Source organism: Mucilaginibacter sp. (assembly GCF_039921305.1).
Classification (GTDB): Bacteria; Bacteroidota; Bacteroidia; order Sphingobacteriales; family Sphingobacteriaceae; genus Mucilaginibacter.
This window is the reverse complement of the sequence record NZ_JBDSCA010000072.1, coordinates 226,447-239,686: the sequence shown is the minus strand read 5'-3', so window position 1 is coordinate 239,686 and position 13,240 is coordinate 226,447. Positions and strand designations below refer to the sequence as shown.

Sequence of the window (13,240 nt, the reverse complement as noted above, 5' to 3'; positions counted from 1 at the left end):
GCGAGGAACGAAGCAATCGCGAACTCTACAGAGCGAACTTGTCCGCGTGCGATTGCTTCGTTCCTCGCAATGACATGGTTAGCTAAAGAGGGGGATAAAGTAGGTTTTTTTCAAGCTTTGTTCCTTACTCTTTATTCTTGACTCTACAAGGGGGATAAAGTAAGATATTTTTAATCTTTATTCTTTACTCTATATTTCTTGCAACCTACTCATACAAATATACCCATTTTAAACCGCTGAAACAAATATCTAAAAGCTCAATACTCAAACCTAAAATACTATGCATGCATTGTATTTGTGAAATATTTACCCGACCTTGGCTTTTATAAACCTCTGCCCAATGAATACTTTACAGGTAACTATTAAAGACAGGCTGGCTGTTATAGCCTTAAACCGCGGCAAATCAAACCCAATGAATGCCGAAATGGTTAAAGAACTGCACACGCTGGTGCATAGCATTGATAACGACGATAATATTGGCGGCCTGATCATCACCGGGAAGGAAAATTTCTTTTCGGCCGGGTTGGACTTGATCGAACTATACGATTATAATGAAGAGCAGATAGCCACTTTTTGGAAAGATTTTTTGGCATTGCAGGCTACACTGGTTTCGTTTAAAAAACCAATGGTAGCGGCCATTAGCGGGCATAGTCCGGCGGGTGGTTGTGTGCTGGCTATTTGCTGCGATTACCGGGTGATGGCTCAAGGTAAATATATTATTGGCTTGAACGAAATTCCGGTAGGTATTATCGTTCCGGATAGTATATTCCATTTGTATTCGTTTTGGCTGGGCGAGCGCAAGGCTTACCAGTTATTAATGGAAGGTAAACTATTATCGGTTGATGATGCGCTTACCGCGGGATTGATAGACGAGATCTCGAACCCCGAAAGTGTGATCAGCACAGCCGAGAAACAGATCAGGAAATATATGCAGTTTAACGCGGTTACCTGGAGCCAAAGCAAGCTCAACCTGCGCAAGCATTTAATAGCCGTCGCCAATGCTGATCAGAGTGCCAACCTGGAGCAAATGATCAAACAATGGTGGGCTCCCGAAACCCGTAAAGCGCTCGAAATGATCATCCAGAATTTAAAACCAAAACCTCAAGCTTAATTATATATGAACGCAGCAATGGTACAAGGCATGTTAAGAGACGATGCCCTGAAGGGTAAAACCATCATCGTAACGGGTGGCGGTACAGGTTTAGGCAGGGCCATGAGCACTTACTTTTTAAAGATGGGCGCTAATGTGGTTATCACCAGCCGTAAGTTTGAGGTACTGCAAAAAACAGCCTCAGAAATGGAAGCCGAAACAGGTGGCCAGGTTTTAGCCCTGCAATGCGATGTGCGTAATTACGAAGAGGTAGAAGCGATGCTAAAGCAATCGGTTCAAAAATTCGGACAGGTTAATGCCTTGCTGAACAATGCCGCAGGCAATTTCATATCACCAACAGAGCGCTTATCGGCTAATGCTTTTTCTACAGTTATCGATATCGTTTTGAAAGGCTCGGTCAATTGTTCACTCGCTTTGGGTAAGTATTGGATAGATCAAAAAATTGCGGGTACGGTACTCAATATAGTAACCACCTATGCCTTCACAGGCTCTGCATATGTGGTGCCATCGGCTTGCGCCAAAGGTGGTGTGTTGGCCATGACGCGCTCACTGGCTGTAGAGTGGGGCCGTCACGGTATCCGTACCAACGCTATAGCCCCGGGGCCATTCCCAACCAAAGGAGCATGGGAACGTTTGTTACCAGGCGATATGGCTGCCAAGTTTGATTTTAAAAACCGTGTTCCATTAAAACGTGTTGGTGAGCACCAGGAACTGGCTAACCTGGCCGCGTTTTTGGTTTCCGATTTTTCGGGATACATCAACGGCGAGGTAATTACCATTGACGGTGGCGAATGGCTGCAAGGCGCGGGTCAGTTCAGCGCCCTCGAAATGGTGACCAACGAGATGTGGGACGGCATTGAAAAAATGACCCGCGGCGCCAAAGGGAGCTGATCTCTATTTAACGTCAGTTAGGGATAAGAATTTTGATGTCATTTCGACGAACAGCGGTGGAAAAAGCATTGGCGTGAGGAGAATATTTTTTTGCTGTATTTCTTATCCCGGACTCACGTTATTTAACTTTAAAAGTGTACAAGCCAGATACCGGCAATATGGTATAAACATCAACACCCTGGGCGGTTATTGTAAAATTGCCGGTGATATCGCTGGTGAAAAAATTAAAGGTAGCGTTGCCCTGTGCATCGGTATTAACGTTTGGGTTCCAGTAAATGGTAGAATGTAATTCGGGTTCGGTAGATGGTGTTTTATCATAATCAGGCAGATAAAAGCGTTTGGGTATGCTGATACATTTTAACGGGATATGGGTTTTTGCATCAACACTTGGCTGGCAGCCATGGTATATTACCCGCCTTCCGTTTAAAGAATAAACGCCACCATCAACAGGGGGTGAGCAGCAGCCTGGGTGGTTTTTACAATTCAGAATATTGTACATGCACACCATATCGTTACAGTTAGTGGATTTGTATACCCCTGTCCTGTTCTCCTCATCTGTTAATGATGTGTTGCCTTTAATTTTTACTTCTTTTAATTGTATAACTCCTTTGCCAAATGATTGCTTGGTTTCCTGATATTCGGCCAGCGTATTAAATAGCTCCGGAATGAAAAGCGCGTTACTTAATACCACTTTTTCGTCAAATTCTTTTGGGTAATTAAATAGGTGGATCTCGTAATCATAAGCCAGATCATCGTTCATCAACAAATATTGGGCTACACTCCTGTCCCTTATGAGATCGGCCGAAACTATCGAGAAATAGTTATTCTGGCTAAGCGCAACAGGGAACATCCCGTTTTTTGATATAACCATTAATTGGCTTACTTTATGTGGTTTTTTTACCAGCGGCTTTAAAACACCAAACACGCCATCAGCATTTTTAAGACGAACAACACGTCCTTTTGCGGTATATTTCAATACATCTTGCCAACGGCTTTGGCGCCAGTTTTTAGTGATCATCATGGCATCCAGATTATCATCTGCCAGGGAGTTATAGTAATTATCGCCATCCAAAAATTTGAGGTACCAGGTGTTCAGTATATCACGCCTGTCGGCTGGGTCGGTCCTGTCGCTCTCAGCCGCAGCTATAGATAGGTTTGCTGTTACCGGCTTGCCAAAAGCATCGGTTACGTTAACATGTACCGTTACCTTTTTGCGCGTACCGTAAACCTGCTCATCGGTTTTAATATCAACATGATAATTCTCGCGTTGCCTGTTAAGAAACAACCTTTCCGAGAGCAAGTCGCCGGTTTGGTTAAACACGCCAATATTTAAAACCTGTTTAGGATAGTTACCAACCGGGATATTCACCACAGCCGAATCGCCGGAAGGCACAGTAATCAACTGGCTCCATAGCACGTTTTCAACAGATCGTAAAACCAGGGTGGCGTGTTCCTGGTCGCCAATGTTTTTTATGCTTATTTTGAGATTGTCTTTTTGATTAGATATTTTGAGACTATAACCTTTGCTTTCAATAACCGGGTTAAACGCTATGGTGTTTTTATTGCCATTAGTTTCGGCTTCTATGGTATAAGCGCCGTTAGTAAGGGGGGTAAAGGTAAAAGAGCTGCGGCCGTTTTTATCCAAGCGCAGGCTTGCAATAAACTGCCCGTTGTTTTTTACAGTTACTTTGGCCGCAACCGGGTTGCTTTTAATATCGGTGGCCTGTATTACGGTTTTAACAGGTACACCATTAATAAAATGACCACCTTCGGGATACAGGCTTACAAGTACGGGGTTACCCTCGTGTTTAAGGTTGAGTATCAGATCGGCAAAGCCAGTATTATCTTTAAAGCTGACCTTTACATTCAGGCTTTTATTATCAGGTAAATTAGGATACACAAAGCTGAATGTGGCCTCGCCAAACTGGTTGGTGCTTAGTTTACCTATTTTAGCAGGTTGCCCGTCAGTAATCAGTTTATATTCCCCTTTGATGTTTTTTAGCAGATCATGATCGTTTTTAACCCGCACCATTACTTGCACGGTATGGCCGCGCTTTAATTGTGTTGTATCTATCACCGATGCTTCGGCATGGAGTTTTTTGGCGGAATTATGTTTAACGGTTATGCGCTGCACAAAAATATTTTCGTAACTGTAGCTGATCATCCTATCGGTATAGGCGTACAAATAATAATTGCCATCTTTTAAGGTATCAGGCAGCATAATATCGCCATTGGAGCGGATATCCGTTATCGGGAACTGATCCGTTAAAACTACCCTTTTGTTCAGATCGGTAAGCCTTACATACAACACATTGCTGCTATCGGCCTCACGGTTAAGAATGTAAGCTTTAAACCAGATATCCTCGTTGGTATTATAAATATTTTTATCAAGCTGCAGGTGTAGCACGGTAGCCGGGTGTTCTAACTTATACACCAGCAGTTTTTTACTGAGCACATCAATTACATCGTCGCCCTTAATAAAGGCTGCAGAAGCCAGGGCTAACATAAATATTATTAATGTGGTGTGGATACGTTTCACTTCACTTGAACTTGAAAATTACCCAACCCGGATACCGGCAATATAGTACGTACATCTATACCCTGTGCGTTTATTAAAAAATTACCTGTGATATCGCTGGTATAAAAGCTGAAACTGGCGTTACCCTGCGCATCAGTATTGAGGTTTGGGTTCCAGTAAATGGTAGAGTGTAGTTCAAAATCAGCTGATGGTTTTTTATCGTAATCTGGCAGGTAGAATTGTTTAGCTATGCTGATGCATTTGAGCATAGGATGCGATTTGCTGATAAAATCATTACAGCTATGATAAATCACCTTTTCTCCCCGCCTATATAGATATACCCCGCCATCTATTGGTGTGGTACAGCACCCCGGGTGATTGATACAGTTTAATATATTGTACATACAAACCATATCGTTGCAATCGGTAGACTGAAAATCTGTTAGCCAGGTGTTCCCTTTAATTTTAACCTCCTTTAATTGTAAAACACCCTTAACTGTTTTTTGCTTAGTTTCCTGATATTGCGCCAGCGTATTAAATACTTCGGGGATAAAGAGCGCGCCACTCACAACTACCTTTTCATCAAATTCTCTGGGATAATTCATCAGGGTAATTTCATAATCTTTCATCTGCTCGTTACTGAGCAATAAGTACCGCTTTTCGCCTCTATCCCTGATCAGGTTGGCAGAAGGAATGGAAAAATAATTATTTTTATCTACTTCAACCGCGAACGAGCGCGATTTTGACATCACAATTAGTTGACTGATCTTAGCAGCTCCTTTTTTAAATGGATTTAAAAAGCCAACTTCCCCATCAGTATTTTTCAGCCGTATGATCTTGCCACGTTCAGTATATTTTAATACATCGTCCCAACGGCTTTGTCGCCAATTTTGGGTGATCATCTGGATGTCCAAATTCTTGTCGTACAAGGTGTTGGAATAGTTATCGCCATCTAAAAACCGGAAGTACCAAGTGTTTAGTATGTCGTGGTTATCAACTTGGTCAGTCCTGTCTTTTTCTGCCGCAGCTATTGATAAGTTGGCCATTACCGGCTTGCCAAAGGCATCTGTTATGTTAACATATACGGTTACTTTTTTGCGTGGTCCGTAAATCTGCATGTCGGTTTTGATATCTACATGGTAATTTTCGTTTTGTTTGTTAAGTAATAGTCTTTCGGATAACAGGTTGCCTGCATCGTCAAACGCGCCAATGTTTAATACTTGTTTAGGATACCCGCTAACCGGGATATGAATTACCACTGAATCGCCGGAAGGAACAGTTATAGATTGGCTCCATAAAATATTGGTTAAAGAGCGTAAAACCAGTTTTACATGTTCCTTATCACCAAAGTTTTTTAAGGTGGCATTTAACTGGCTATTTTGTTCGACTACTTTTAAGATATAGCCTTTTGGCTGTATTACGCCATTAAATGGGATAGTACTTTTGTTTCCTTCAGTCTCTGCATCTACAGTGTAAACAGCATTTGCAATAGGTTTAAAATTAAATATACCGAAACCACTTTTATTTAATTGTAAGTCAGCAATAATTTTTTGGCCGTTTTTAATGGTGATTTTGGCTGCTACAGGGTTGCTTTTAATATCAGTAACCCTTACCACCGTTTTAACCGGAACACCGTCAATATAGTGCCCGCCTTCGGGATAAAGGTTAACCTGTATGGGGTTACCTTCGTGTTTAAGGTTGAGCAGCAGGTCGGCAAAGTCGGCATTGTTTTTAAAGCTTACCTTTAAGCTCAGGCTTTTATTATCAGGTAGGCTAGGGTAAACAAAGGTTATGGTAGCTTCACCAAACTGATTGGTGCTGAGTTTCCCAGTTCTGGCCGGGCCATCCCCGGTAATAAGCGTATATTCACCTTTGATATTTTTTAACAAATCGTGATCATTTTTTACACGTACCAATACCTGTACAGTATGCCCGCGTTTTAACTGGCTGGTATCAATTACCGATGCTTCGGCATAAAGTTTTTTTGCAGAGTTATGCTTAATAGTAATGCGTTGTACAAATATATTTTTCGCGGTGTAGCTTATCATCCTATCGGTATAGGCGTATAGGTAATAATTGCCTTCCCTTAAAGTATCAGGTATCATAATATCTCCGTTCGAGCGGATATCCGTTATTGGGAATTGATCCTTCAACACTACCTTTTTGTTCATATCCGTTATCCTGACATAAAGCACTTTGCTGCTATCGGGCTCGGGATTAAGGATGTAAGCTTTGAACCAGATATCCTCGTTGGTATTATAAATGTTCTTATCCAGGTGCAGGTGTAGCACGGTAGCCGGGTGCTCTAACTGGTATACAATTAGTTTTTTGCCGAGTACATCAATTACATCGTCATTTTGAATAAAGGCTGCCGAGGCAATAATTGCCAGTAGGGCCACTAAAATGATGTAGGTGCGTTTCAAGGTTATTATTGGATAGATTCATCTAATATACCGTATCCTGAATAAAATCCTATTATCTGCCAAAGGTAATTTAAAACAATAGGATGCCTTTTTTAATGATGTATGGATTGTTTTTGATAAATTAGCCCTCAATTATGTCAACCCAGGTAGAAGAGGAAACGCTCACGTTAGAGGAGATTTTAGCCGGACTAAAAGAAATGCACCGGCTTATTTTGTGGAACGATGATTTTAACACTTTTGATCATGTGATATACTGCATGATGAAATACCTGGACTACACCGAAAGTCAGTCGGAAAAAATTGCCTGGAAAGTGCACAACGAAGGCAAATGCGCCGTGCTCGAGGGCTCGTTCACCGAGATGGAAATTTACCGCAAAATTTTACAGCAAGAGAGTTTAACGGTAACGGTTGAGTAATACTCCAATTAAACATTGCTCCACAGAATTTCTTCAGAATTACATTTTATACTTGTATCATATTATATTGCTTTGCTCATACAATGAATGTATGGGATAGGGTAACCTTTGCATTTTGTATTCACAATATGTTAATACAGGGTTGATGTTGTGATTTTATAGTGAATCTAACTTTGCGCGATAAAATTATCGTCAATGAAAAGACTCCTACCCTTTTTAATTCTGTTCGTCTATTCCATTAGTTTATTTGCAGTCGGTACCGCCACAGTTAAAGGTGTAGTTATTGATAAAGCCAATGGCGAGCCCTTAATTGGCGCCACCTTAACCCTTAAAAATAAAAGCAAAGCTTCTTTATCAAGCGCCTCTGGTTTAGATGGTAGCTTTGTATTCCGTAACGTTACATCTGGCGAGTACGAGTTGGAAGTTAAGTATATTTCGTACCAAAAAAGTGAGCTCAGGTTTAACTTAAAAGATGGCGAGCCACGCACATTTAAAATACAACTGGAAGCCAAAGGCAATAGCCTGAGCGAAGTTAATGTAAAAGCCAAAGCCGATGGAGGCAGCGACCGCAGTGCCCGCTTAACTGAACAGCATGCCGATATGGTAGTTAACGCGGTTTCGGCAAAAACCATCGAAGTTTCGCCGGATATTACCGTGGCTAACGTTACCCAACGGGTTTCGGGCGTATCGCTTGAGCGGAGTAATAACGGCGAGGGCCAGTACGCCATTATACGCGGAATGGAAAAACGTTATACCTATACCCTGGTAAACGGCTTTAAAATACCAAGTCCTGATAACAAGAACCGCTACATACCCTTAGATATATTCCCTGCCGATATTATTGAAAGGTTGGAGGTATACAAATCATTAACCCCGGCCATGGAAGGCGATGCTGTTGCTGGTGGTGTTAACCTTGTATTGAAAGATGCACCTGATGATTTTATGGTGAAAGTAAACCTGGGTGCAGGCTTATCGCAAAGTGTTGCGCAATATGGCTTTAATAAGTTTGGCAATAACGATGCAGTGTTTCGTTCACCGCGTATCATAAATGGTGATAACTACATAGCCACCCGCGCAGATTTTTCTAACAACGGGCAGCATTTTACCAATTCAAAATTGCCGCTGGGTACAATTGCAGGTATAAGCCTTGGTGGCCGCAGTATCGATAAAAAATTTGGTGCCCTGTTATCCCTGAGTTATCAAAATATCTTAAAAGATACCAAAGGCGTTTTCTTTTCGACAGATGTTGATGCGGTTACCAATTTGCCAAAACCTACATCCATTCAGAGCAGAGTGTACAATACCCAGCAAGAGCGTACAAGTGCCATAGGCCGGTTTGATTATAAATTTGATACAAGCAACAAACTAACTTTAGATGCCGCTTACATCAATCTGGCGCAAAATCAGTATCGTTACGTATCCGATACAAGCTTAACATTAGCGCGTACAGGCATCGGTCAGGGCCGGATAACCGAGCAACCCCGCAGCATCCGCAATGTACAGCAGATCTATAATTTTTCGCTACGTGGTGATCATCGCCTTGCCGATAATTTAACTATTAACTGGACGGGCATTTACTCAAAAGCTACCGCTAACGAAAACCGTTACGCGCTCAATTTAATTACCTCAAACGTACTACAACCATCGGGTGCGGTAATTCATAATCCTTTAACGGTTGACGCGTCAAACGGCTTTAACCAAAATTTTTCTTACAATTCCGATCAGGATAAGAGCGGGTATTTAAACTTTATTTATACGCCTAAAATATTGGATACCAAGGTGGAGTTTAGCGCGGGTGGCATGTATCGCAACAAAACCCGGAGCAGTACTTATGACGATTATACTTTAACCTTACCTGTTACAAATTCAACCCAGCTGTACACGGGTAATATAGATGATAACGTTTTTGAACTGGCAAGCAACAAACAAGGTACAGCCGGAGATGGCCTTAACTATAACTTTACCGAGAATGTTGGCGCGGTATACGGCCAGTTTAAATTTACAGCGGGTAAGTTGCAAACCTTAGCCGGTGTACGTTACGAGCATACGCACCAAAGCTGGTTAGATGCCTTGCCGGATACTAAAGATGGTAAAACCGGATCGATCAAGTATTATGATCTGTTACCGAGCGTGAATTTTAAGTACATGCTATCGGATAAACAAAACCTGCGCGCATCTTATTACTCGGCAATTAGCCGCCCTAACTTTTATGAGCTGGTGCCCCATACCGGCGGCGACCCTAACTCGGATTATTTAGAAGAAGGCAACTTTAACTTGAAACACGCTACAGCGGATAATTACGACTTGCGCTACGAGTTTTTCCCCAAACCATTAGATCAGTTTTTGATCGGCGTGTTTTATAAAAAGATAGCTAACCCTATCGAGTATTCGTTGGTCAACTCATCATCAAGTAAAGATCTGGTGCTATCTGCCGGTAACTTTGGTACGGCTCACAATTATGGCTTAGAAGTGGATGTTACCAAATACATCAACCATTTTGGGGTAAGGGCCAATTACTCGTTCACACAATCAGAAATTACAACCTCTAAAAAAGAAGCTTATAAAGACGGTACAGGTCAAAATACATTAAGAACTGTTGATCAAAGCCGCCCGTTACAGGGCCAGTCTAAAAATATAGGTAACCTGTCGTTACTCTATAAAGATTCAAAATTAGGGTTGGATGCGCAGGTATCCGCCGTATATACCGGCGAGCGTATCAATAGCGTATCTATTTACCTCAATAACGATATCTGGCAAAAAGGTTTCGTAACGCTGGATGTATCGGCAGAGAAAAAGATATTCAAGCAATTTTATATCTACGCTAAGGCAACCAACCTTTTAAATACGCCTTACCAGTTATTTATTAAGCTGCCTTACCCGCCACTGGCACCAGCCGGAGCAGCAGGGCAGGCTATAGAATACCAGCAAGCGGGCCAAAATACTTTTGTGCGTAAGGATAACTATCAGCAATACTACATACTTGGCTTACACTATAAATTATAATCAGGTAAAATGAAAAAGATCTTAAATCAATTAATTATAGTGTTGGGCCTGGGCATCACACTAAGTGCCTGCCATCAAACAGAAATTGTTGCTGTTTCATCGGGGGTGGTATTCACAGCCAATGCCATTACATCCGATACTTTATCAGGCACCATTAAAGGCACACTGTTAAGCGGTAAAACGTATTACTTTAAAAGCGATATTACTATAAACGATGGGGATACCCTTTTAATGCAGAACGGCGTAAGCCTGATAGCTTTGGGCGATGGCGTAACTGCGGCAACCAGTCCGGAGATATTTGTGCATGGTACTTTTATTAGTTTAGGTACCAGGGATAAACCGAATTACATTACCGTTAAAAACGCCGCCGACCTGCACACCCAGGCGAGCAATCAAGACTATACTAAGGTGTTTTTTGGATGGTGGGGAGGTATTACCTGTACCCCGGCTAACGCGACGCCAAACAATCCAAATCCTAAAGGTGGCGACGCGATCATCAAATGGACACACCTTGAATTTGGCGGTGCACCATCGGGTGCTAATGATAATACAGCCATTTATCCGTCGGGTACATCACGTTTTCTGATCTATTTTGGAAATAGCTCAAAAAATCTGATCATTGAAGACTCGTGGTTTTTTGGCGCGAAAGATGACAATGTACAGGTAGGTAGTGGTAAAATAAGCATCATGCGTAACACTTTTGAGTTATGCGGCGCTGTGGGTGGCGAGTTTTTCAACATCAAAACCGGTACCCTGGGCGATATTGCTTATAACGTTTTTATAGGTTCGGCAACCAACGCCATGAAGATCTCCGATTCCGGAACATCGGGTGTGCAATGTACCGCTACCGTTTATAACAATACCATTATTGATGGTGGTTACAGGCAAACAAAAGCAGGCCGTGGTGGCTCTATCGATTTTGAAAAGGGTGCCAGGGGCAGGGCCTATAATAACCTCATCGTAAATTGCCGCTTTGGCTTGCGCATTACGCCCGATGCTGACTTTGCGAATGTAGCTTATGGCAACCAGTTTTTTTATGGTTATTCGCCGGCTATTGTGGCGCAGTTTTACACTGCCGATAGCGCCCCTACCGTTCAGGCGGCTAAGGCGCCAAGCGATATCATATCAACTACAGTAAAACAAAACGACCCTTTATTTTATGGCTTTGATGTAAACCAATACGATTTTACAGCTAACCCCGGCCCAATAAGCGCCAGTTTGCAACCTTTTAAAGTAGTAGCAGTTGGTACATCAAACTTTAAATTACAAGCAGGTTCGCCAGGATTGAATAAGGGTAAGGTTGATTTTGCGCCGCAAGGCAACGTTACCGCAACAGGTACTTTTGGCACCACAGTAACCCTGCCGGGCAAAGATATTGGCGCTTACCAGAACGACGGGACAGGTAATCAACATTAATAGTTAAACTTATATTTGAAGGACCGGGAATGATAACACCTGGTCTTTTTTGGTATCTATACATTATTTAAAGCACAATGAACAGATCATTATTTTTTTGCTTGCTTATCGCCGCATTATTGAGTACATCCGCGAAAGCGCAAAACTGCAATAATGCATATTGGGGAACAAAAACAATATACGAGCCTCAGCAAAAAAAGTATGCACCGGTACCCAAAGGCTATCAGGCGGTATATATTAACCATGTGGGCCGGCATGGCTCAAGGCATGTGACTAAAGATTTGGCTGGCACCTTAGCTTACCGTTTGCTGCAAAAAGCCGATAGCGCCAAAGCTTTAAAAGCCAATGGCATTAAGCTAAAAAATATGGTGATGCTATTGCAGAAAATAGAAAAACCAGGGTTAAAATCCATTTCGATACGGGGTGCCGAAGAGCAGCAGGCCATTGGGCAACGTATGATGCAGAACTATAACAGCATATTTAAAAACAATAAACAATGTTTAAATATGGCCATTACCAAAGAGGAGCGGACCAAACAAAGCGCCGAAGCCTTTTTAAAGGGATTGAACTATACGCAAACCTGCCAAACCGAATTTGTTACCAATAACGATGATCTGCGTTTTTTTTCGATAGCGCCCGCTTACGCCGAATTTGAAAAAAATGGTGCATGGAAAAAGGAATATGATAAATTAGAAAAGGCCATTAAACCCGCCGCTTTTAACCAGCAGTTTTTAACCCGCTTTTTTCAACAAAGCTTTATTAATAAGTTGAGTAATGATGAACAAAGCGAACTGATTGATGATGTATTTGGCTTTAGTTCCATAACAAATTCTATCCAAAAGGAAATTGTAAACGCGGGGCATAAACCTGCCGACCTGGATTTGCGCAGCCTGATAACATGCGGCGAACTGAAGATATTGGATGAGCTGGCTTCGGCAGATGATTTTTTAAAGAAAGGCCCTGCAATGAATAACGGGGGTATACAGGTAAGGGATGCCGTGCCTTTGCTGGTAAGTTTTATTAACACCACCGATAATTATATATCTAAACATGATATCACAGCCAATTTAAGGTTCGCTCATGCGGAAACGATTGCGCCTATTGCCGCGTTAATGGATATTAAAGGCGCCGATAAACCGGCTATGGATATTTTAAGTTTCGGTAAAGTATGGAGCGCTGCTGCTGTTATTCCGTTAAGCTCAAACGTACAATGGGTGCTGTTTAAAAACGCAAAAGGCAATTACTTAGTCAAAATATTATTGAACGAAAAAGAAGCGGCCATTGATGGCGTAGTCACCAAAACATTCCCATACTACCAATGGAGCGATATCCGGAAACATTACCTCAATAAATTGAGCACGCTGCATGTACAATTGAGTGATGATATGCACGCTTATTTAATGAATTTGAAATAACATAAAGGCTATCCCGTTATATCCGGATAGCCTATCCTATTAAAATT

At 41.9% G+C, this 13,240-nt stretch carries 8 protein-coding genes; 6 read left to right on the top strand and 2 right to left on the bottom strand.

Features of this window, described 5'->3' with window-relative positions:
* The first annotated feature begins 340 nt into the window (after positions 1 to 340).
* Positions 341 to 1,111, top strand: coding sequence for an enoyl-CoA hydratase/isomerase family protein (locus ABIN91_RS21225; protein ID WP_348053619.1), 771 nt, complete (start codon positions 341 to 343; stop codon positions 1,109 to 1,111).
* Between the two features lie 6 nt (positions 1,112 to 1,117).
* The gene (locus tag ABIN91_RS21220; protein WP_348053618.1) at positions 1,118 to 2,002 is read left to right on the top strand and encodes an SDR family oxidoreductase; all 885 of its coding nucleotides are present in this window, start codon (positions 1,118 to 1,120) and stop codon (positions 2,000 to 2,002) included.
* Between the two features lie 118 nt (positions 2,003 to 2,120).
* Here the strand turns inward: ABIN91_RS21220 and ABIN91_RS21215 are convergent, their stop codons facing one another.
* Entirely contained in the window at positions 2,121 to 4,508 is a 2,388-nt protein-coding gene (locus ABIN91_RS21215) for a hypothetical protein (RefSeq protein WP_348053617.1), read from the bottom strand.
* Positions 4,509 to 4,537: 29 nt separating this feature from the next.
* Complete coding sequence (locus ABIN91_RS21210) at positions 4,538 to 6,943, bottom strand: hypothetical protein (RefSeq protein ID WP_348053616.1); 2,406 nt, start codon at positions 6,941 to 6,943, stop codon at positions 4,538 to 4,540.
* A gap of 134 nt (positions 6,944 to 7,077) precedes the next feature.
* Here ABIN91_RS21210 and ABIN91_RS21205 point away from each other — a divergent pair, with 134 nt between their 5' ends.
* From ABIN91_RS21205 to ABIN91_RS21190, 4 genes are all read left to right on the top strand, one after another.
* Positions 7,078 to 7,359, top strand: a complete 282-nt coding sequence (locus ABIN91_RS21205; RefSeq protein ID WP_348053615.1) for an ATP-dependent Clp protease adaptor ClpS — start codon at positions 7,078 to 7,080, stop codon at positions 7,357 to 7,359.
* A gap of 195 nt (positions 7,360 to 7,554) precedes the next feature.
* Positions 7,555 to 10,362 (top strand): TonB-dependent receptor, encoded by a 2,808-nt coding sequence (locus ABIN91_RS21200; RefSeq protein WP_348053614.1) that lies wholly within the window; start codon positions 7,555 to 7,557, stop codon positions 10,360 to 10,362.
* A gap of 9 nt (positions 10,363 to 10,371) precedes the next feature.
* Positions 10,372 to 11,778 (top strand): hypothetical protein, encoded by a 1,407-nt coding sequence (locus tag ABIN91_RS21195; RefSeq protein WP_348053613.1) that lies wholly within the window; start codon positions 10,372 to 10,374, stop codon positions 11,776 to 11,778.
* Between the two features lie 77 nt (positions 11,779 to 11,855).
* Positions 11,856 to 13,193, top strand: a complete 1,338-nt coding sequence (locus ABIN91_RS21190) for a histidine-type phosphatase (protein WP_348053612.1) — start codon at positions 11,856 to 11,858, stop codon at positions 13,191 to 13,193.
* Positions 13,194 to 13,240 lie beyond the last annotated feature (47 nt).